Source organism: Peribacillus aracenensis, assembly GCF_025175645.1.
In the GTDB taxonomy this organism is placed as follows: Bacteria; Bacillota; Bacilli; order Bacillales; family DSM-1321; genus Peribacillus; species Peribacillus aracenensis.
Map to the genome: position 1 here is coordinate 268,224 of NZ_JANZMJ010000002.1, position 20,521 is coordinate 288,744.

Here is a 20,521-nt window from a genome sequence, read left to right on the forward strand (position 1 = left end):
AGGAAATAAATTGAATATTGAATCGACATCACCTGCTGGTACTGTTTTAATAACATATTCGGACAGGACGGCTACTGTTGCAATGAACCGTCCAGAGGCCATGAATGCCTTAAATCCGAAAATGCTGTATGATTTCATAAATGCCCTTAAGGAAGTAAGTGAGAATGAAGAAGTGGACGTCGTCATTATAAAAGGGAATGGCAAAGCATTTTCCGCAGGTGGTGACATTAAGATGATGCTCTCGCCTGGAAAAGAAAACGCCTTCGATGAACTGATGGATGGAATCAGTGAATTGGTGACCACTCTATACTTCATGCCTAAATTGACTATCAGTGCCATTCATGGTGCAGCTGCAGGACTTGGGTTGAGTATAGCGCTTGCAACCGATCACCTTATTGCCGATTCGGGCAGTAAGGTCGCGATGAATTTTATCGGGATTGGATTAATCCCTGATGGCGGCGGACACTTTTTCCTTGAACGCCGTCTTGGTGAAGTGGGTGCGAAAGAATTGATCTGGGAAGGTAAAGTGCTTACAGCTCTTGAAGCAAAAGAAAAGGGCATCATTCATGAAGTGGCAGAAGGAACCTTGGAACATGCGGTAGAGAAGAAAGTGCAATCCTGGCTGCAAAGCCCGGTTCAGGCCATGATTAAAACGAAAAAAATCCTTAGTGAAAAAAATCGCCCACTATTAATCAAGATCCTTGAGATTGAAAAAGCTGCTCAGATGAAAATGCGCCAAACGGCGGACCACCAAGAGGGAATAAAGGCTTTCGTGGAAAAAAGAAAACCGAACTTCATCGGAAAATGAATGAGAAAGGCCGTCACTTTTTAGTGACGGCCTCTGTTTGTGGACAAAAGGGATTCATCAACGATGTTCCTGAACCAACTGAGCCAAAGTAAAACCTTCAACTCCTCGAGTATGGTTTCTATCTAAAGTTTATTACAAAGTTGATTGGAGCGAGTGCCTGGAGCAGAAATCAACGTCCAAATGGTATAAGCCATAAAAAAAAAACGTAGGCAAACTTGAGTTTCATTGAGTTGATCTACAGTCTGGGTGGCGGCCATGATATGTGACCGCCTTTTTTTTATAAGGAATGTGTGGAAAACTTGATCATATTTTTCAGTGATTGTGCTTCCGTTTCCAATCAACGATGAAAAAGCAATAAAGTGCCTGAAGGTGATGTACAGCGATGTGTTCGATCTTGATAGTTTTTTTCCTTTAATAGATTTTGTCCCAATTCTTTTGCTTGTTCATCATTCTCGGCTGTAAATGGTTCATCCAATAGTTTTTCCCCTGACGGTTCAAAAACGGTCAATTTGTATATTCTGCTCATTTCCAAAAACTCCCTTATCAATAATGATGCTGTCTTTTTTCTAAAGATATGTACTGTTATAAAAATTTTATCATTATCTGTCAATTTTGACTATTGTTATGTAAAGGAAAGTAATAAGACAGGGAATATTGATAAGTAGCTGAATAACTAGAAAAATGATGGTAACTAACTAAATCGAACTAATTTCATGGTTTCTTCCTTTACCTTTGGAAACAATGAAAACAAAACCTATTTATACAAGAGGAATTCTCTCCTTAAAATGAAAAATCATAAATGATATAATAAAACTGAGTAAAAGGTAGGAAGTGTATGGATCGAAAGGGGATTTTTTGAATGACGGTAAAAATCGTTAATAATATCACTGAATTGATAGGAGATACACCTGTTGTAAGGATTAATCATTTAACAGCGGAGGGTGACGCTGAAGTATTTGTGAAACTTGAATATTTCAATCCGAGCCGCAGCGTAAAAGATCGGGCTGCCTTCAATTTGATTAGGCAGGCTGAATTGGATGGTATCATTCAATCCGGGGCCACGATTATAGAACCAACATCAGGAAATACAGGAATTGGGCTTGCTATGAATGCCGCGGCAAAGGGGTATCGGGCCATTATGGTCATGCCGGATAATATGTCGAAAGAAAGAATCAATATCTTAAAGGCATACGGAGCGGAAGTTGTCCTAACCCCAGCATCAGAGCGGATGCCTGGAGCCATTCGTAAAGCTGAGGAACTTGCCGCAGAGATTCCGAATAGCTTTATTCCGCAGCAATTCGAAAACCAAGCCAATCCTGATATTCACAGAGTGACGACAGCAGTCGAGATTCTGGATCAGATGGATGGAAACCTGGATGTGTTTGTCGCTACTGCTGGAACGGGAGGGACGATAACCGGTACAGGTGAAGCCTTAAAAGAACATCTGCCGGAGTTAAAGGTTGTCGTTGTCGAGCCTAAGGGTTCCCCAGTTCTTTCCGGCGGAAAGCCTGGTCCTCATAAATTAGTGGGTACGAGCCCTGGTTTTATCCCCAACATTTTAAATACAGAGGTATTTGATGAAATCGTTCAAGCGGCAGATGAAGATGCGATTTCCACCATGAAGGATTTGGCTTCGAAGGAAGGTATATTGATTGGACCTTCAGGAGGTGCTTCTGTCTGGACTGCCCTGCAAGAAGCCCGTCGTCTTGGAAGTGGCAAACGAGTATTATGCATTGCACCGGATAATGGTGAACGATATTTAAGTATGGATATTTTTAAATGAAGAAAAAGACCGAATGCCGTGCATGAAACTATGTTCACGCCATTCGGTCTTTTTCCTGTTGGAATTGCCCATACTGGAATAACCAGGTACCATGATGCCGTATTAAAATAATAATATATGGGAAAGTATGTTCTGTTTATGTTAGAATTAAATGTTGAAAGAAATCGAGGTGATACTTTTGAGCGGTTTGAAGTTCATTCATGCGGCGGATCTCCATTTGGATAGCCCCTTTTCAGGGTTGAAGGATATGCCGTCAGCTATATTAAAGGAATTAAGGGACAGTCCGTTTAAAGCTTTTAAAACGATCATTAATGAAGCAATTTCACATCAGGTTGACTTTATCGTGTTATCGGGGGATCTATTTGATGGGGAAAATCGGAGTCTCCGGACACAGGTCCGCTTTCGAGCCGAAATGGAAAAACTCCAGCAGCATCAGATCCCTGCTTATATCATTCATGGTAACCATGATCATCTTGGCGGCTCATGGATTACAGTGGGGCTGCCGGATAATGTCCACGTATTTTCAGGGAAAACCGAAGTGAAACGGTTTGAAAAAATCGATGGGACGACTGTCCACCTTTATGGATTCAGTTATCCACGCCGTCACGTAAGAGAGAGAATGATCGAAACCTACATAAAAGCTGAAGGGGCCGATTATCATATAGGTCTGCTTCATGGGAATTTGGAAGGCAATTCCGAACATAGCCCATACGCCCCTTTTTCATTGAAGGAACTAGCTTCTAAAGATTTCGATTATTGGGCATTAGGCCATATTCATAAACATCAGGTAGTATCAGAAGATCCGCTAGTGATATACCCAGGAAATATTCAAGGCAGGAACAGAAAGGAGTCCGGCATTAAAGGGTGCTTGCTGGTCGAATTCGACGGAGACATGAAGCGTCACTCTTTTATTGAAACCTCTGAGGTGATATGGGAAAGCGAAACAATTGAAATATCCGCGGAAGGTGGATTTGATGCCCTGTTCAAGCAATGTAAGGAAGTAATTGAACAGAAGCGTTTCGATGGGAGAAACTTTCTTTTGGAATTGAAGCTGGATGCAGGTGGCGCAGCAGGCCCTTCCGGGGATTATCTTGAAGAATTGACCCGGATCTTGCAGGAAGAGGACCAAGGGGAACCATTTATCTGGGTGTATAAAATCAAAGTCATCCAGTCCATGCCGATGATTAGGTCAAATGAAAGAATATCGCCCTTTATGTCTGAGGTATCGATGCTTGCATCTGAATTTGATGAAACGGATGCTGCTCTGGCCCCGCTTTATATTCATCCGGGTGCAAGACGGTTTCTTGATTCAATAGGGCCGGAAGAGCAGAGGGAACTTTTGGATGAAGCGGAAAGATGGCTTTTGCAAGTTTTTGAAGCGAATCAATGAATGTAGGAAGGAGGAACGGATTTGATTATTAAAGACCTCCATGTTTATGGTTACGGCAAACTGGAAAATCAGCGTTTTCCTGAATTGGGACAGCTGCAGGTTTTCTTTGGGGAAAATGAATCGGGCAAGTCAACCATCATGTCCTTCATTCATAGTATTCTGTTTGGTTTTCCGACAAAGGTTCAAAACGAACCGCGTTACGAGCCCAAAATGCATGCTAAATATGGGGGGAGGCTCAGTCTCATAACAAAAAGTGATGGGGAAATCGTCATCGAGCGTGTGAAGGGAAAGGCTGCTGGTGATGTAAAGTTGACCTTCGAGGATGGAAGGGTCGGCGGCGAGGAAGAATTGAATGAGATTCTCCATGGCGTTGATAAAAACTATTACCAGGCCATTTTTTCTTTCGACCTTCAAGGTCTGCAGGGATTACATACATTAAGTGAAGGGACCATGAGCAAATATCTGCTTTCAGCTGGGCTGATTGGGAATGATAAACTTCTTGAAGCCGAAACGAAATTGCAAAAGGAGCTCGATTTAAGGTTCAAGCCTTCAGGCCAAAAACCTTTACTGAATGTGAGATTGAAAGAACTTAAGGAATTGCAGAAAAAGGTGAAAGCATCGGAAGAAGAGCAGCAGTCATATACGGCATTACTTCAGGAAGAAGCGAAACTTAAGGAGGAGCTTTCTAAAGTCACGTTAGATATTCAAGAGATTGAAGAAAACCTTGTTAACTTGAGCACTTTTTTGCGAATTAAACCCTTGGTTGAAGAACAGCGGGAACTTGAAACAGAAATAAGTGAAATTCCGGATGTAAGTTTTCCTGTTGATGGCTTAAAAAGACTTGAACAGTTTCAGGCAGTTGGAATGCCCATGAAAGCCCAACTTGCGGCATTGACTGAGAAAATGGAAAAACTTGAGGTGAAACTAACGGAACTGGAAATCAATCCGTTCATCAAGGAGCATAAAGAGCAAATTGAACATGCAATCGATCAAGGAACATTGCTGGAGAAGCTTGAGCTGGATATAAGAAAAGCGGAACACGAAAGGCTGCTGGAAGAAAAGAATATTGAAAAGGTGAAGCAGGAATTATTCTTGGATGTTTCTGATGGTGAAATAAGAAAACTGGATATCAGTACATTCATGAAGGAAAAGGTGAAAAGGGCTGAGAGGGAAAAGCATCAACTCCAAAATGATAAAAAACAGCTTGACGAGAAATATGGACTGCAAAAGGATAGTCTGGAAACTACAGAATCCCGCTTGAAGGAGATAAAGGCCCAGTTACTGCCAGATGAAAAAAGAATCGAGCTGGAGTCCTTATACAACAAGCAGAATAACATTGAATTTGAAGCGGCACAATCCCTTATCCTTGATGAACAAATACTCGAGCTTGAAAAGCAATTGGCTTTACAGAGGAAGAAGGAAGCGCATAATCGCAAGCGTTCACTTATCATGAATGGCAGTTTAATAGTACTTCTTTGTTTAGGTGCAATCGGAAGTTATTTCAGTGAACAGATTTTGTTGGGGATTATACTTCTAGCCATGGCTGTTCTGTTTGCGGTTTCCAGGCATCTCTTTAAAGGTGATGATATATTGTCCGGATATATCAGGCAATTGGATGAGATGAAAAGGAAAAGGGCTGCAATTGGCAGTGAAACCAATCGAGTGAGTGATGGAGAGTCGATGGGTAGGTTGCTTGAAATGGACCAACGTCTTCAAAGGCGGTTTGAAAGTGAAATGTTTAAATATGAAGAAAGGGAGGAAGCTTTTGAATCGACCATTCAGGAATATGCTACTTGGGAAGCTAGCAGGGACCGATTGGATAAAGAAGTAAGAAGCATCTTAAGCGGTTGGGGCCTGTCTTATCCGGGAATGGAAATCAATCTTGAATCTGTATTTGAACTTCTTGAGAAATGGAAGGAAGCCGTTGATAGGAAATATGAAGCCATCAAGATGCACAATTTTCTGCATGCAGAATTTGAGGGTAAATCGAAGGCTTTATTTCATTTTGCACACTGCCTTGATCTTGAACCATCCACATGGCGGGAAGCGATTGGCCTATTGAAACGAGAAATGAATAAAGCGGTTGAATTCTCCGTTCAACTAATACAATGGATGCAGGAACGGAGTCATTTGACGAACGAAATCGAGCAGTTGACGATGGAAAAAGGCTATCTTGATTCAGAAATGGAAATGCTTTTTAAGTTAGCGAAGGTCAAGGACGAGGAACAGTTCAGGCAAGACGCTGCATTGTCCGAAAAGAAAATTGCTTTACGAAAACAGCTTGATTTGATCACCATTCAAATTGGGCAATCCAGAATGCTTCCTGAACAAATCCAAACTTACTTAAAACAGGGGATCAACACGTATACATTTGAAAATTTAGAAGAAAAACGTAAGGATTCTGTAAAGGTGAAATCACATTTATTAGAGAAACAGGCGGATGCGAAGCATAAGATAAAACAGCTTGAAGTTTCAGGGATTTACGATGACTTACTTCATCGTTTTTATGAAGAAAAAGCTGCATTTAACGAAGAGGCGAAGGAATGGGCGAAATTGGCAATAGCCAAAAGCTTATTGAATAAAACCTTGGACCGATATAAAAGGGAACGCCTGCCGAAGGTCATCGCTGATGCAGAGCGGCATTTTTCCTTTTTAACGAATGGAAGCTATCATAAAATCATCCTTGATCAGTCGGGAGAAGGCATTTGGGTACAGCGCAGTGATGGTTTGAGTTTCAGGGTTGAAGAGGTCAGCCGCGGGACAGCAGAGCAAATTTATGTTTCCCTAAGGCTCGCACTTGCTGATCATACTTTTGAAAATGATTCATTCCCTCTCATCATTGATGATAGTTTCGTCAATTTTGATGCGGAAAGGACAAAACGGATGCTCAAGTTATTGGAAAAGGTTTCGGAAAAACGGCAAATTTTATTTTTTACTTGTCACCGATATATAATGGAGTACTTTAGCGAAAACCAAGTGATTCGTCTATCCAGCCCCGTATTGCGCCAAGATATGAATGATTTGTTCATCCCGAAATATAATGGGTTATAAACTATAAATAAAGAGAGTGAAGTCATTGAAAATGAATGAGTTTGTAAGCCTCCATGATTCTTCTTTGGAGCTAATAATCGAAAAGGAGTTTCCTGGTGAACGATGTGTTGGGGGAAAATATTCTGCCAAAGGACATAGCATCACTTTATATGAGAGAGATATCGAAATTCAGTGTGAACGCTCCTTAGGCTCGCTTGCAAGGCTTGAGGAATATTCATGGGTGATCCTCACACATGAGTTGGGCCACGCATTGGATCCCGACCTTGCTGTGCTTAGTGAGGAGCTATACACTACAGGAAAATCAGAAATCCTTTATCAAATAGAGGTCAATGCATGGAATATTGCAGAAGGATTAATTCCTTTCGCATTTCAGGATTTATTTACCTTCATTAGGGATGAATCTCTGGAACATTGTACAAATCGCCTGCGGGTCGGTTAAAAGGCTCTCCATATGGAGGGCTTTTTTGTTTTCCGCTAAATGGAAATTCCGATAGGGTTTGCGCCGAGGGGGAGAATGGACTATTGATTAGTTCGGAAGCTGCAGAAAGTGGTAAATGATATGGAAAGTTAATATAATGTGCTTTTTTACATTAATGTTTCCAAAGGAAACTTCATATCTTTAAAGGGGTATTCACTGTAATGAATCGTTTAAGAGGAATGGGACATGGATGGATTTTTTGGTTTATATTTTTTAAAAGATTGACATTGAGAATCATTTTCATTAAACTAGTATTATTAGACTAAAAGGGGAGTATTTTAATGCGACCAGCTATTAACACACAGTCTTTATCGCTCGGTTATGGTGAAAAATTAATTATAAATGATATGAATATAGAAATACCCAAAGGGGAGATCACCGTATTCATCGGTGCTAATGGATGTGGGAAATCAACACTGCTAAGGTCGGTTGCCCGATTGTTAAAACCTCAATCCGGCTCAGTTTTGCTCGAAGGCAAAGCGATTTCGACCATGTCATCGAAGGATGTAGCAAGAAAGATGGCGATTCTTCCACAATCCCCGGTTGCTCCTGAGGGACTTACAGTCTATCAACTTGTTAAACAAGGAAGGTATCCTTATCAAAGCTGGTTGAAACAGTGGAGTTCCGTGGATGAAGAAAAAGTTCAAAAGGCGATTGAAGCGACGAACCTGACCGATTTAAAGGATCAGGCAGTCGATGAATTATCGGGAGGCCAGAAGCAACGGGCATGGATAGCAATGACGCTGGCTCAGGATACGGACGTCATTTTGTTGGATGAACCGACTACATATCTTGATATGACCCATCAAATCGAGATTTTGGACTTATTGTTCGACTTAAATGAGTCTGAGAACCGAACGATCGTGATGGTGCTTCATGATTTGAATTTAGCTTGCCGTTATGCGGATAATCTGGTGGCACTTAAAGATGGGGCGATACATGCTCAAGGCCGGCCAGAGGATATCATCACGCCTGAATTGGTACAGCATGTATTCTGCATGGAATGTCAAATTTCTTTTGATCCGATTTTCGGCAGTCCCATGTGTGTCCCATTTGGTAAAGGCCGCTACGCCCGAAGTCAGGTAAAAGCGCTGGCCCATGCATAACCTACCACCTGCTATTGAAAAAGAGCTGCAGGGATATCGCATTTCCTTTCGAGATGAAGCAAAAGTTTCCAAGACCTTCAATCATGCTGATGAGCTTATTCAGTATGCACAAGCCCGGACTGGTGCTGAAACATCAAGGATAGCCATTTCAATGTGGTTCAGACGCTATGCTTTTTTTGTCACTGCACAATTTTACATGTTCAGCAAACATCGGCTTATCTGGAAAGGCTCACTTCAGGAAATTGGAGTTTTGGATGATCCAGAAGATGAACATTGGCTCCCGAGTTTTTTGATGAAAACTAACAGGTGGAGCAATGTCACGGAAAAAGAAAGCCCATCTGCCCTCCATTCCATATTAAGAAGCTTTGGTGCCGATGCCATTCGCTTCTTTTCCGGAACTGCTAAAATATCGAAGCTAGTACTCTGGGAAAATATTTGGAGTTATACGGTATGGATGTATAGTGAGTTATTGAAGCAGGCAGATATAAAGATGCGGGTTGAAAAGGACATTGAAATACTGCTTGAAGATGAAGTATGGCTGAATATTGAAACGCATTCGCCCTTTAAACGGTTCATTGGGGAAAAAAGTGTTCCTGCGTCCATGAATCCTTATAAACGGGTGACATGCTGTTTATATTACCGAATTGAAGGCCAGGAAAAATGTGCGTATTGTCCGAATAATAACTGTTGAAATAGATTTGATTGGAGAGCCAGGCTTGGGGTCAAGCCTGGTTTTCTTGTGGAGTGATAAGAGACGGTCAGCTTAGGCTTTTTCTTGTCCATTGTCTATCACTTATTAACGAAAACTAAACGCACTAACGAGATTGGTATGTTATAATGTTGATATTTAATTGAACGGAGGCAGTCGCATGGGAAATGGGATCATACACTACGGAATTGGTGAAGTAGTAGATATATATATGTACATTAAAACGAGTACAAAAGCGGTGGCAAGTAACGGAAAGCCATTTTTAACATTGATTTTGTGCGATAAAACCGGGGAGATCGAGGCAAAGTTATGGGATGTTTCCGAGGCTGACGAGAAAACATACAGTGCGGAAGCTACGGTGAAAGTTCAAGGGGAAGTCCAGAATTATCGAGGACGCAGCCAATTGAAAATCCGTAATATCAGAATTACTTCAGACGCTGATGGGGTAACAAAAGCCGATTTAATTCAAACGGCCCCTATAAGTCAGGAAGAAATGATGGAAACCATCACTCAATTCATTTTTGAAATGAGGAACCCGAATATCCAAAGGGTGACTAGGCATCTTATAAAAAAATATCAGAATGAATTCCTGACGTTTCCTGCTGCCACCAAGAACCATCATGAGTATATGTCGGGTCTGGCCTATCACGTTGTATCGATGCTAGGGCTGGCTAAGGCCATTTCAACCCTATATCCTTCCCTCAATAAGGATCTATTATACGCCGGAGTCATTCTCCATGACCTTGGAAAGGTACATGAGCTATCTGGACCTGTTTCGACTGTTTATACAGTGGAGGGGAACTTGTTGGGGCATATCACCATCATGGTAAATGAAGTCGGTAAAGCTGCAGAGGAATTGGGCATTGAAGCGGAAGAAATCATGATTCTCAAGCACTTGATATTAAGTCACCATGGTAAAGCGGAATGGGGCAGTCCAAAACCGCCAATGGTGAGGGAAGCGGAAGTGCTGCATTATATTGATAATATGGATGCCAAGATAAATATGATGGACCGGGCATTAGAAAAAGTGAAACCGGGTGAATTTACGGAAAGAGTCTTTGCGCTCGATAATCGTTCATTCTATAAACCAACATTTTAATGAAATATGTTTCTTTCTCGATGGAGAAAGAAGCATATTTTTTTTGTTCACGCATATTCTCTAGTAAATGAATAGTAGATTTTTTGGGAGGGAATGGACATGCCAATTTGGATCTGGTTCGTGTTTATTGGAATAATCGTCAGTGCAGTCATGGCAATTTGGACAGCCAGGCAGGAACGCCTGATAGATGATGCATGGATTGAGAAGGAAGGTCAGAAGTACATTGAACGTATGGAAGAAGAGCGTGAGAGGCGTAAAAAGGATATAAATCAGGGAGCATAGCTTGAGTGATGAGAAAAAAGCGACAGGCCAAAGGCCTGTCGCTTTTTATTATCCAATTATTTTTCAGCCTTGGTTGCGTCACCAGAAGTGATGGCATCTTTCAGATCTTTATCTTTAATCTTCACGTCCGCTTTTTTGACTTCTGAATTCAAAATATCCTGAACTTTAGTTTGGTCAATTTGAGCGACTTTCAAATCATATTCAAGATCTTTTTTCATATCTTTGTATGGTTTCTTTTCTTTTGTATCAAGAAGTTGGATGATGTGGTAGCCATAATCGGATTTAATCGGCTTGCTGATTTCATCTTTCTTCATTTTGTAAGCTTGTTCTTCAAATGCAGGAACCATTTCACCTTGTCCGAACCAGCCTAGCTCGCCGCCTTTTTCAGCTGTGCCTGTGTCTGTTGAATATTCTTTTGCAAGTTTAGCGAAATCTTCGCCTTTGTCCAATTTAGCTTTAACTTCGTTGGCTGTTTTTTGGTCTTTCACTAGAATATGTCTCGCTTTGATTTGTGGTTTATAATCTTCATAAGCTTTTTTCACATCAGCTTCTTTAACTTTTATATCGGCAACGGCTGCTTTTTCTTGAAGCATGCCGATTTTAAGTGCGCGTTTAAGATCATCTTCGCTCTTATATCCGGAAGAGGCCAGGGCCGTTTCGAAATTTTCACCCATTTGCTCTTTAAGTTCGTCCGTTTTAGCTTTAACTTCTTTATCAGTTACTGTATATTTTTCAGAGAGAACTTTTTCATAAACAAGTTCCTGAAGAACGGTTTCACCATAACGGTCTTTCATTACATTGTAAAATTCCTCTTTAGTTATATCCCCCGCTTTAGTTTCCACGACTGCTTCCTTGTCGCTGTTGCATGCTGTAAGTCCGATCAGCCCTGCAGTTACAGCAATCGATAATGCCCACTTCTTCATAAAAACAACTCCTAGTTTTAAGTTTCTGATTTGCTATTTTTCGTATTTCCACAAAATTAACTATAACATATTCTGGTTACTTTACAAAAAATAATATATTGGTGTATGAATAAGATTTTTTCGCAAATGGGTGAACGCCTACCCACATAATAAACCATTACATATGATAAATCGAGGACAACAAAAGGGGGTAGGAAAATGGGTAATGGATTTAACGGAGGATTCGCTTTGTTAGTGGTGTTATTCATATTATTAATAATTGTAGGATCAGCCTGTTTCTAATCGGCTGCATAATTAATAATGGAAAGAGCCCACTCCTTTTGTCATGGAGTTGAATAGGATATGGTAGCCGCTCAACATAAAGACGAAGTGAATATCAAGCTTAGAAAGGAATGGATTCCTTTTGGCGGATTTTAAGGGTGTGCATGAAATTACAATTACTTAAGAATGGAAAGGAGGAAGATCAATGTCTGGAGGAATAGGTGGAGGCTTTGCTCTAATTGTCGTTCTTTTCATCCTGTTAGTCATCATTGGGGCTTCTTGGTTATAAACTCATAAACAAAAGGCGAAGCTGTTGCTTCGCCCTTTTTCTTTATGTGGATAATGCCCCGGATATCACCAATGTATGTAACAAATGATGGCCATCATTTGTTGCTCATCTCTACGTATACAAAATTTCAATATAGGAGGATAATAACATAATAGTAATTAATACATTAATGGTCCTGAATACTTTAGGCTGCCGGTCTTCAGCAATTTCCTTTTGAATGCATAAAGAGTTTGTCATTCTATTAATATTATAAAGGATCAAAATAGCAAAAATAATAAACCAGAACGAGATCAAAACCTAAAATCCCTCCTTGCAAAACTTCATGTATAAATACGATACCAAATTATAATGAAAAAAGATACATAAAAATCTTATTGGACATCATTATGAATGAATAAGAAATCACTTTTGAATAAGTATATCGTATCCTTCGAGATGTTCCTCGATAAAAGAATGTCTTGGGGAACCAATCAGGTTTTTTATATAAATAAAATCCGATACGCATAATCCGGTGTGCAGGGATAATAAAATAGTGAAATAATGAATGTAATGTGGAAAACTAAGGGCACAACCAATCAATATGACAGACATAATGACGAAAGGCAGCACAAGGGTCAAAAGATAAAGATGCTTTCGAATCGGAACATGTACATTGACTTTGCATGTAAGCACAAGGTTCCACTTCAAGGACCAAGAAGTTTTTACTTTTTTACATAATAATCGTAAAGGTAAATAGTGTAATAGTTTGTGAACAGGATATAATAAGAGCAATAGGCTAAAAAATACCATTGTTTGATCGCCATACAAAATAACATGAGTTAAAAAGACACTTAATAATGTATAGATCAGAACAAAAGACAACAATATAGTAAAAACTGCAAAAAAGATCAGACGGCAACTGCCATATTGTTTTGCCACGTCAATTGTTTTCCACGAATTCATTTCGAAATCAGCCCTCCAAAGCTGTTTTAATATACTTACATACATTACGATGAATGGATGGAAAAAGCAATGAAATTCTTGGATTAACTTTAAGATAGTGTGTTGGCAAGCTAAGGGCGTTAAAGGCTAGGTTTTGAACCAGGGATCTGACGGATTCCTGAGTATGAAAAATCAATAATTGGGTCATATGCCTTTTTATAATAAATTGAATGATCGATTGGGGATAAGTGGTGTATGAATAATATAAATGAAGAAATAGAAATACTCCGTTTTCATCAACGGCTTTTATTAAACCTGATACGCAATCCGGAGGCCAAGTTGGACTATCTATTTGTGGAAAAAAATTTCACGATGAAGGAAGCGGAAGAATTATTGGAAACATGTGATACCTTGAGCAAACGCTATGAAATAGAAAAAGCGGAAGGGTATATGAACTTTCGACCGCTTTTTAATCAATTTGAAAGAAATGTCAATTCAAAAATAACCATAAAGGAATGCGTTGATGCATGCCTCTCACAAGGTTTATATGTATCATTCATGAGGGAAATGGATAGAGTATGAGATTAAACTGGTTCAGTTTCTTTCTCTATCTTTTTTTTTGTGATTTTACCCTCCACGTCAGTAAACTCCTGATCAATATTATCGAAGGACCGTTCAAAGATTTGCATGAAATCTTCACCGTAGATATTACGGATAATGGCCATCATTTCAATCATATCGGGAAACTTGCCATAAAGTTCACGCAGTGGAAGTGCACCTGAGAAAGCAGAGTTCTTGCTTGGGTCGTATGTCTCCATTAAATCAAGAAGGATTTTTTCACCTTCTGCTGTGATCTCTATATACGTATTCCTCTTGTCATTTTCTTTTTTGGAAAATGTTAAGTATCCGCGTTCCTCTAATTTTTTTGAAAAGTTAAATGCCGTAGAAACATGCATGACCCCAAATTTTGCAACATCAGAAATGGAAGAGCCATTAAGATGGTAGGCAATCCAAAGAATATGATGCTCATTGATATTTAAATCATAGGGCTTGATCCATTGCTGCCAATCTTTTTCAATCGATTTCCATAATGCTTTGCTTAATTGTGCAATTCGTTGACTAAAAATCATTGCTTCTTTCATAGAATAATTTTTATTCTGCATATTATGGGCTCACCTACTTATAAGATTCTATATATTTATTATGACAATAAAATAAAAATTAATAAAGAAAAATATTTGCGAAATTTTTAGAAAATTTTAGTTTTTTAATGAATTCTCCATTCTTCCTCAATAAACCATGTAATTTATTGGGAAAAATGGAGAATCAAGATTTTGTGACGATGTCAGCTATTAATTTTTTGAAGAAGGGGTGGCCGCTTCCAATTCTTTCAATGAATTCTCAATTTCTTGAACGTTCTTCAATAATTCATTTTTATTGGGTTCGATTTCCCGCTTCCAGTTCTCGATGACGACCTGAACATCCGAAATGAACGTTTTTACCGTTTCTTTGCTGATTTGTGAAGCTTCCATCGTCTCATCTTTAATATTTAGCATTTTTACCTTTAACTCATCAATTGTATTCTTAATATCTTCGGTATTCGTTTTGATGCGGGTCCGTAGGTCTTTACCTGAACTTGGTGTTGAAAGTAAGGTTGCCGCACCAGCTACTACTGTTCCGGTCAAAAAGCCAATTAGTAATGATTTTGCTTTCATTAGGATCACCTCATTTTATATTATGTTTTCGCTTTCCATGGTCTGAATCCCTGCTGAAAAAAGCATCAATTGGAAATTATGATAAATAGGGAGAGAAATACTATTGATATCAAAATACCATAATTTTCATCCTTATGGAAGAGTATCGACCATTTTATCTTTATATCACAAAAATATTTTTTTAAACTTAGAGAGTAAATATATAATATTTAAAAATAACTTGAAGCTTTAATAATAATGCTTCATATAAAGGGAAGAGCAGCATATAGATAATAAAAAACAAGCTGTCGGAACATGGATGGCACTGGTGGGTAAAGAATGAAAATCATTTTTTTATTAGGTCTGGTATGCATGTGCGGAATGGGGTATTTTCTAAGGCGAGCTAAAACTCCTGGCATCTATCCGCCTAAGAGGGTGCTCCAGGCCAGAGCCTTCGCTATGGGCCTCCCCGGGGTTTTACTGCTTTTCATTTGGTTTATGTGGATATTGATTCACTGACCGATGAAGGATGATTCTGACTAGAGTTCCAGATTCATAAGATTGGAAAAAAAGCACCGGATATTCCGGTGCCTTTTTAGGTATGATGATCCTGCTGCTTAAGCATTAATGGGTATATTTGATTTTCTTACGATGCCGTTCACAATTGGATAAATGATGACCATCGCAACTGTATTTAACAGTACGGCAGGAAGTACAACAGCGCCGAAAAGTGCAACGAAAGGCCCTGGAAGGGAAACGATATAATAAGCCGAACCAAGGAAGACAGCGCCGGAAATCATTGTTCCTACGGCAGTCAAGATACTAACGGTGACAACGGATGTTGAAAACTTCTTAAGACTGATGAATAAAAGGTAAAACAGAAAGGCTGTTGCCAATTTGTCTATGATATTTGGAATCTGTCCACCAGGAAATGTAGTCGTCATGGCAGAGATGGCTCCAGCAGCCAGGGCGACAATGAAAACATTCTTCTTCGCGGGAAACAGGGTAATCGCCAAAAACATCATCAACAGCATCATATCCGGTTTCATTCCAAGGAAGAATCCAGGTACGATAAAATGCAGGGCAGCCCCAATCCCGATTAATAGGGACAGTGACACAAGGGTTTTCGTTTTCATTTACTCATCTCTCCTATTCTCATCTCAACTAACATCTTTTCTTCAACAATGCACTATTGCCTGTTGCAAGAAGTTTAAAATAGTATATCATAAGACCTATTTTTTTAGAAGTTATATTTGTTTGAATTAAAGGATTTGAGCTTCCTTCGCTTTATACGATTCCTGGAATTTCTTCATGAAATCCGCAAGGTCCTGGCAATGGGATAGAGGGACAGCATTATAGATGGATGCTCTGCAGCCACCGATGGAACGGTGACCGTTCAGTCCTACGAATCCGGCTTGCTTTGCCTCTTTAAGGAATTGTACTTCCGCTTCTTCTGACGGAAGCGTGAACGTCACATTCATTAATGAACGGCTGTCCGGTAGGGCATGGCCTTTATAAAAACCATCGCTGCCGTCAATGGCATCATAAATGACTTTTGCTTTTTCATCATTGACTTCAGCAATCTTTTCAACGCCGCCCTGTTCTTTTGCCCAATCCAACACAAGGGACAATAAGTAAATGGCCAATGTCGGAGGCGTGTTGTATAAAGAGTTATTTTTCGAATAGATAGAATAGTTCATCATGGATGGGATTTTGTCATTATCCGTAATTAAATCTTTACGGATGATAACGACCGTGATTCCCGATGGCCCCAGATTCTTTTGTGCACCCGCATAGATGATGCCGAATTTACTAACATCAATTTTTTTACTGAGAATATCACTTGACATATCAGCTACTAAAGGAATGCCGCCTGTTTCCGGGAAGTCCTTCCATTGCGTTCCGTAAATCGTATTATTGCTTGTGATATGAAGGTATGCAGCATCATCATTCAATTGGATGTCTTCGACTTTAGGGATGAACGTATATTTTTCATCTTTGGATGAAGCGACAACAGCCGTTTCACCAACCTTTTTGGCCTCTTTTAATGCCTTTTCCGACCAAGAACCAGTTAGGACATAATCTGCCCTTTTCCCATCATTCAAAATGTTCATGGGAATCATGGAAAATTGTAGGCTTGCTCCTCCTTGAAGCAGGAGAACTTCATAATTTTCAGGAATTTCCAAGAGTTCTTTTAATGATTGAATGGCATGGTTATGAATTTTTTCGAATTCCGAACTTCTATGGCTTAATTCCATGACCGACATACCTGAATCCTCAATATTCAACCACTCGTTTTGGGCTCTTTGTAAAACTTCCAAGGGAAGGGCGGCTGGCCCAGCGTTAAAATTGCGTGCACGTTTCAATTTTTTTCCTCCTATGCGACTATGCGATAAAGTATTTGGGACTATTCATATATCCTACCAGAAAACTAAATTCAATAGGAGGAAAATTTAGAATTTTAGGGGACATTTCGTTTTAATGATGGGCCAATGCAAAAAGGTCCTCCACTTTGAGTGAGGACCAAATCGGGATCTTTGTTTTTCATGCAACCAGCGTGAGCTAGCGTTCAATTGCCGATCCTTTTAAAAGCTATAACGAGAGGAAAAAGAAACCTTCATTGACCATCACGGTCTCATTGTAAATGTTGTGCAATGGAGTCGGCGATTTGTTTCAGGTCATCTGGTGTATAGTCGCTCGTATTCGTTTTCCAAACAGCCCCAAAGCCGTCTCCTTCACCATGCCGAGGAATCAAATGCATATGAAAATGGAAAACGGACTGTCCTGCGGCTTCACCGTTATTATTTAGAAGGTTCAGGCCTACAGGTTGGAATTCCTGCTTCATGGCGCGGGCAATTTCCGGCACCACTTCAAAAAGGTTCTTGGCAATCTCAGGTGTCAACTCATAAAGGTTTTCCTTATGTACTTTAGGTATCACCAGCGTATGGCCTTTTGTTACTTGACTGATATCGAGAAAGGCCAATACATGTTCATTTTCGAAAACTTTGGAACTTGGGATATCCCCATTGATTATTTTGCAAAAAATGCAATCACTCATTAAAAACGCCCCTTTAGAAATTAATGTATTTGGTTAATCGTACCATAGCTTGAATCCCTGGGAAAAGGAAAAATCATAAAAACAGGATGCAACATAAGTTGCACCCTGCCTGTTGAAAAAGGGGTTTTTGCTTCAAAATTCGCATTAGCATAAATTCTCTGCGACAAACACCTCATCTACGTTTTAGTAAAATATGGTTATTATCTGATTAGAGATTTTCCATTCAAAGCAACCATCTCCTATATCTTTAAAGTTTCATCAACTTTCAAAGCATAATTGATAATTATTGAATGATTTTTCTGCTTTTACGTGCAAGAGAACCATCTCCTTGCTCGAAACGATTTTTTTAATGAAGCTTCTGGTTTAATTCAGTTATGCGTCTTTAACTGACACCTCATTTACAATATGATGTAAATCATTTGTAATAAAACATTTGGGTATTTCAGTATAATACGTCTTTAACTGACACCTCATTTACAATATGATGTGAATCACACGTAATGACTAACCCCTTCTTCCTTATTTATGATGACCACCAAGCAGGGAAAATATAATTAGTTATTTATGGAAATTCAGTTCCGGGAACACTCGACTATATAAAAGCAGGAGAATTTGATAAAATGGAAATAAGAACCTCTATATAGAAAGGATCGTTTATATGTCCTTATTGGAAATAAAGCAATTAGTGGGTGGATATACGAAAACGCCCGTTTTAAAGGGAATAAGTTTTGACATTCAACCAAATGAGCTAGTGGGGTTAATTGGGCTCAATGGGGCTGGGAAAAGTACGACAATTAAACATATCATCGGACTTATGGAGCCAAAAGGCGGAAGTGTCTCGATTCATGGAAAAACTCTTGCCGAGGACCCGGATACATATCGGAAACAATTCACTTATGTTCCAGAAACGCCAATCTTGTATGATGAGCTTACACTTGAGGAGCATTTAAAGCTTACGGCCATGGCACATGGTTTGGCGGAAGCCACATATAAGGAAAGGATGGGCGTTCTATTAAAGGAATTCCATATGGAAAAAAGGCTTAAATGGTTTCCGGCCCATTTCTCAAAAGGAATGAAGCAAAAGGTCATGATAATGTGCGCCTTTCTAGTACAGCCGTCATTATATATCGTCGACGAACCCTTCGTAGGTCTTGATCCATTAGGCATTCAATCCCTGCTCGATTTGATGAGGAAAATGAAAGAGAGCGGAGCGGGAATTTTAATGTCTACACACATACTGGCGACAGCCGAGAGGTATTGTGATTCTTTCATCATCCTGCATAATGGGGAGATTCGGGCAAAAGGCGATCTTGAGCAGCTTCGCAAACAATTTTCCATGCCGGGGGCAACTCTTGATGATTTATATATTCAATTGACGAAAGAAGAAATCGGTCATGAATAGTCAAAATCTCTGGAAGGAAAGATATTTAGGCTATATAACTGAAACGCAAAAATATCTGCGCTATATTTTTAATGGCCATCTGGTTTTTGTCATGGTATTGGTTCTTGGTGGTTTGGCCTATTATTACAGTGATTGGGTGAAGACATTGGACAGTGATTTCCCTGCTGAATTGATCATGGCCTTTGTTTTATCGATCATTGTGACCAGAAGCCCGATTAATACTTTTTTGAAAGAACCTGATACGGTATTCCTGCTTCCGCTTGAAACGAAGTTGAGTAGCTATTTCAAGAATTCACTGATATTAAGTTGGGTCATGCAGGGGTTTATTCTTCTGGTTGTCCTCATTGCATCCATTCCGATGTATTCGAGGGTCACGGGTGCAGGAGGCACTGACCTTGGAATCATCCTTGTCGTTTTGCTTATTTTGAAGTTCTTGAATTTAACCATGCGCTGGCAGGTGTTGAAATATCAGGATACATCAGTGAGCCATTGGGACTCTTTCATCCGTTTTTTACTTAACGGCGTGATTCTTTATTTCATCTGTTCGAGGGCAAATATACTGTTTGCACTTATAACATTTTTATTATTGTTAGGACTCTACATGTATTACCGAAGCGCAACTAAAGGATTTGTGCTTAAGTGGGAACGGCTGGTGGAGCTGGAAAACAAGAGGATGAATTCTTTCTATCGAATAGCAAACATGTTTACTGATGTTCCCCATTTGAAAGGAAAGGTAGCGAGAAGGAAATGGATGGACTGGCTATTATCATTCATTCCGTATGGTGAAAAATCAACATATACCTATCTTTATGCCCGTACTCTGTTGCGATCGAATGATTATGTGGGACTATGTTTTCGCTTGACTATCATTGGGTCAGTGATTTTAAGCGTATTCACTAACATATGGGCACATTTGATTGTAACCTTCATGTTCCTATTCATGACAGCCCTGCAACTGCTGCCGGTATGGAAGGCACATGAATGGAAGGTATGGGTCTCATTGTATCCATTGCCAGCAAAAATGAGAGAATCTGCAGTCATAAAGCTAATTTCTTATTTCTTATTATTTGAGGACCTTGTCTTCGGTTTGATCCTCCTAGTGAAAGGGGAATGGATGTCCGCTTTAGCCGCCTTGGCAATGGGGCTTGTTTTCTTGCTCGGTTTTAAAATTTATGCAGCAAAGAAAATTAAAAACTTTTAAACAAAAGCTGATTTTTCATAAAATCAGCTTTTTCTTTTAAGAAATGAAAATTGAAACTAAAAGCCT

General features: G+C 39.6%; 23 protein-coding genes. 14 read left to right on the forward strand and 9 right to left on the reverse strand.

Going from position 1 to position 20,521, the window contains the following annotated elements; genetic code table 11:
- Positions 1-10: 10 nt before the first annotated feature.
- Complete coding sequence (locus tag N0M92_RS03955) at positions 11-808, forward strand: enoyl-CoA hydratase (protein ID WP_260284547.1); 798 nt, start codon at positions 11-13, stop codon at positions 806-808.
- 337 nt (positions 809-1,145) lie between these two features.
- On the opposite strand, the gene N0M92_RS03960 is transcribed toward N0M92_RS03955, so the two are convergent.
- On the reverse strand, positions 1,146-1,334 hold the full coding sequence (locus tag N0M92_RS03960; RefSeq protein WP_260284548.1) for a YhzD family protein: 189 nt from the start codon (positions 1,332-1,334) through the stop codon (positions 1,146-1,148).
- A gap of 333 nt (positions 1,335-1,667) precedes the next feature.
- Between N0M92_RS03960 and cysK the strand changes: the two genes are divergently transcribed.
- The 8 genes from cysK to N0M92_RS04000 all read left to right on the forward strand — a co-directional run bounded on the left by cysK (position 1,668) and on the right by N0M92_RS04000 (position 10,706).
- On the forward strand, positions 1,668-2,591 hold the full coding sequence (gene cysK / locus N0M92_RS03965; RefSeq protein ID WP_089364653.1) for a cysteine synthase A: 924 nt from the start codon (positions 1,668-1,670) through the stop codon (positions 2,589-2,591).
- Positions 2,592-2,769: 178 nt separating this feature from the next.
- Positions 2,770-3,981: a metallophosphoesterase family protein gene (locus N0M92_RS03970; protein WP_260284549.1), complete on the forward strand. Its 1,212-nt coding sequence runs from the start codon at positions 2,770-2,772 to the stop codon at positions 3,979-3,981.
- 21 nt (positions 3,982-4,002) lie between these two features.
- Positions 4,003-7,032, forward strand: coding sequence for an ATP-binding protein (locus N0M92_RS03975; RefSeq protein ID WP_260284551.1), 3,030 nt, complete (start codon positions 4,003-4,005; stop codon positions 7,030-7,032).
- 31 nt (positions 7,033-7,063) lie between these two features.
- Positions 7,064-7,471: a hypothetical protein gene (locus N0M92_RS03980; RefSeq protein ID WP_260284552.1), complete on the forward strand. Its 408-nt coding sequence runs from the start codon at positions 7,064-7,066 to the stop codon at positions 7,469-7,471.
- A gap of 320 nt (positions 7,472-7,791) precedes the next feature.
- Positions 7,792-8,616 (forward strand): ABC transporter ATP-binding protein, encoded by an 825-nt coding sequence (locus N0M92_RS03985; protein ID WP_260284553.1) that lies wholly within the window; start codon positions 7,792-7,794, stop codon positions 8,614-8,616.
- Entirely contained in the window at positions 8,609-9,307 is a 699-nt protein-coding gene (locus N0M92_RS03990; RefSeq protein WP_260284555.1) for a (2Fe-2S)-binding protein, read from the forward strand. The genes N0M92_RS03985 and N0M92_RS03990 overlap by 8 nt, the downstream gene beginning before the upstream one ends.
- A 178-nt stretch (positions 9,308-9,485) precedes the next feature.
- Entirely contained in the window at positions 9,486-10,424 is a 939-nt protein-coding gene (gene yhaM, locus N0M92_RS03995; protein ID WP_260284557.1) for a 3'-5' exoribonuclease YhaM, read from the forward strand.
- 99 nt (positions 10,425-10,523) lie between these two features.
- Positions 10,524-10,706: a sporulation YhaL family protein gene (locus tag N0M92_RS04000; RefSeq protein ID WP_370662518.1), complete on the forward strand. Its 183-nt coding sequence runs from the start codon at positions 10,524-10,526 to the stop codon at positions 10,704-10,706.
- Between the two features lie 56 nt (positions 10,707-10,762).
- Here the strand turns inward: N0M92_RS04000 and N0M92_RS04005 are convergent, their stop codons facing one another.
- Positions 10,763-11,629, reverse strand: a complete 867-nt coding sequence (locus N0M92_RS04005; RefSeq protein WP_192203636.1) for a peptidylprolyl isomerase — start codon at positions 11,627-11,629, stop codon at positions 10,763-10,765.
- A 198-nt stretch (positions 11,630-11,827) separates the two neighbouring features.
- Here N0M92_RS04005 and N0M92_RS04010 point away from each other — a divergent pair, with 198 nt between their 5' ends.
- Complete coding sequence (locus N0M92_RS04010; RefSeq protein ID WP_141242671.1) at positions 11,828-11,911, forward strand: YjcZ family sporulation protein; 84 nt, start codon at positions 11,828-11,830, stop codon at positions 11,909-11,911.
- Between the two features lie 184 nt (positions 11,912-12,095).
- Positions 12,096-12,179, forward strand: coding sequence for a YjcZ family sporulation protein (locus N0M92_RS04015; RefSeq protein WP_034314699.1), 84 nt, complete (start codon positions 12,096-12,098; stop codon positions 12,177-12,179).
- 111 nt (positions 12,180-12,290) lie between these two features.
- On the opposite strand, the gene N0M92_RS04020 is transcribed toward N0M92_RS04015, so the two are convergent.
- Complete coding sequence (locus tag N0M92_RS04020) at positions 12,291-12,473, reverse strand: hypothetical protein (protein ID WP_034314696.1); 183 nt, start codon at positions 12,471-12,473, stop codon at positions 12,291-12,293.
- 108 nt (positions 12,474-12,581) lie between these two features.
- Complete coding sequence (locus N0M92_RS29405; protein WP_353618248.1) at positions 12,582-13,166, reverse strand: DUF3267 domain-containing protein; 585 nt, start codon at positions 13,164-13,166, stop codon at positions 12,582-12,584.
- A 189-nt stretch (positions 13,167-13,355) separates the two neighbouring features.
- Between N0M92_RS29405 and N0M92_RS04025 the strand changes: the two genes are divergently transcribed.
- Positions 13,356-13,682: a YhaI family protein gene (locus tag N0M92_RS04025; RefSeq protein ID WP_260284559.1), complete on the forward strand. Its 327-nt coding sequence runs from the start codon at positions 13,356-13,358 to the stop codon at positions 13,680-13,682.
- A 2-nt stretch (positions 13,683-13,684) separates the two neighbouring features.
- Here N0M92_RS04025 and N0M92_RS04030 read toward each other — a convergent pair whose 3' ends face one another.
- The 5 genes from N0M92_RS04030 to N0M92_RS04050 form a co-directional block, all read right to left on the reverse strand.
- On the reverse strand, positions 13,685-14,263 hold the full coding sequence (locus tag N0M92_RS04030; RefSeq protein WP_034314691.1) for an HTH-type transcriptional regulator Hpr: 579 nt from the start codon (positions 14,261-14,263) through the stop codon (positions 13,685-13,687).
- Positions 14,264-14,452: 189 nt separating this feature from the next.
- Complete coding sequence (locus N0M92_RS04035; RefSeq protein ID WP_260284560.1) at positions 14,453-14,815, reverse strand: YtxH domain-containing protein; 363 nt, start codon at positions 14,813-14,815, stop codon at positions 14,453-14,455.
- A 596-nt stretch (positions 14,816-15,411) separates the two neighbouring features.
- Positions 15,412-15,930, reverse strand: coding sequence for a tryptophan transporter (locus N0M92_RS04040; RefSeq protein ID WP_076367276.1), 519 nt, complete (start codon positions 15,928-15,930; stop codon positions 15,412-15,414).
- A 126-nt stretch (positions 15,931-16,056) separates the two neighbouring features.
- Positions 16,057-17,160 (reverse strand): 3-phosphoserine/phosphohydroxythreonine transaminase, encoded by a 1,104-nt coding sequence (gene serC, locus N0M92_RS04045; protein WP_260284561.1) that lies wholly within the window; start codon positions 17,158-17,160, stop codon positions 16,057-16,059.
- A gap of 269 nt (positions 17,161-17,429) precedes the next feature.
- The gene (locus tag N0M92_RS04050; RefSeq protein ID WP_260284562.1) at positions 17,430-17,852 is read right to left on the reverse strand and encodes an HIT family protein; all 423 of its coding nucleotides are present in this window, start codon (positions 17,850-17,852) and stop codon (positions 17,430-17,432) included.
- A 658-nt stretch (positions 17,853-18,510) separates the two neighbouring features.
- Here N0M92_RS04050 and N0M92_RS04055 point away from each other — a divergent pair.
- Positions 18,511-19,254: an ABC transporter ATP-binding protein gene (locus N0M92_RS04055; protein ID WP_260284563.1), complete on the forward strand. Its 744-nt coding sequence runs from the start codon at positions 18,511-18,513 to the stop codon at positions 19,252-19,254.
- Positions 19,247-20,455, forward strand: a complete 1,209-nt coding sequence (locus N0M92_RS04060) for an ABC transporter permease (protein WP_260284564.1) — start codon at positions 19,247-19,249, stop codon at positions 20,453-20,455. The genes N0M92_RS04055 and N0M92_RS04060 overlap by 8 nt, the downstream gene beginning before the upstream one ends.
- Positions 20,456-20,521 lie beyond the last annotated feature (66 nt).

Coding starts and splice junctions, on each gene's coding strand:
- N0M92_RS03985 (WP_260284553.1), top strand. CDS start 7,792: ATGCGACCAGCTATTAACACACAGTCTTTATCGCTCGGTTATGGTGAA.
- cysK (WP_089364653.1), top strand. CDS start 1,668: ATGACGGTAAAAATCGTTAATAATATCACTGAATTGATAGGAGATACA.
- N0M92_RS04060 (WP_260284564.1), top strand. CDS start 19,247: ATGAATAGTCAAAATCTCTGGAAGGAAAGATATTTAGGCTATATAACT.
- N0M92_RS04000 (WP_370662518.1), top strand. CDS start 10,524: ATGCCAATTTGGATCTGGTTCGTGTTTATTGGAATAATCGTCAGTGCA.
- N0M92_RS04040 (WP_076367276.1), bottom strand. CDS start 15,930: ATGAAAACGAAAACCCTTGTGTCACTGTCCCTATTAATCGGGATTGGG.
- N0M92_RS04055 (WP_260284563.1), top strand. CDS start 18,511: ATGTCCTTATTGGAAATAAAGCAATTAGTGGGTGGATATACGAAAACG.
- N0M92_RS03990 (WP_260284555.1), top strand. CDS start 8,609: ATGCATAACCTACCACCTGCTATTGAAAAAGAGCTGCAGGGATATCGC.
- N0M92_RS04005 (WP_192203636.1), bottom strand. CDS start 11,629: ATGAAGAAGTGGGCATTATCGATTGCTGTAACTGCAGGGCTGATCGGA.
- yhaM (WP_260284557.1), top strand. CDS start 9,486: ATGGGAAATGGGATCATACACTACGGAATTGGTGAAGTAGTAGATATA.
- N0M92_RS04035 (WP_260284560.1), bottom strand. CDS start 14,815: ATGAAAGCAAAATCATTACTAATTGGCTTTTTGACCGGAACAGTAGTA.
- N0M92_RS04010 (WP_141242671.1), top strand. CDS start 11,828: ATGGGTAATGGATTTAACGGAGGATTCGCTTTGTTAGTGGTGTTATTC.
- N0M92_RS04015 (WP_034314699.1), top strand. CDS start 12,096: ATGTCTGGAGGAATAGGTGGAGGCTTTGCTCTAATTGTCGTTCTTTTC.
- N0M92_RS04025 (WP_260284559.1), top strand. CDS start 13,356: ATGAATAATATAAATGAAGAAATAGAAATACTCCGTTTTCATCAACGG.
- N0M92_RS03980 (WP_260284552.1), top strand. CDS start 7,064: ATGAATGAGTTTGTAAGCCTCCATGATTCTTCTTTGGAGCTAATAATC.
- N0M92_RS04030 (WP_034314691.1), bottom strand. CDS start 14,263: ATGCAGAATAAAAATTATTCTATGAAAGAAGCAATGATTTTTAGTCAA.
- N0M92_RS04050 (WP_260284562.1), bottom strand. CDS start 17,852: ATGAGTGATTGCATTTTTTGCAAAATAATCAATGGGGATATCCCAAGT.
- N0M92_RS29405 (WP_353618248.1), bottom strand. CDS start 13,166: ATGTATGTAAGTATATTAAAACAGCTTTGGAGGGCTGATTTCGAAATG.
- N0M92_RS03960 (WP_260284548.1), bottom strand. CDS start 1,334: ATGAGCAGAATATACAAATTGACCGTTTTTGAACCGTCAGGGGAAAAA.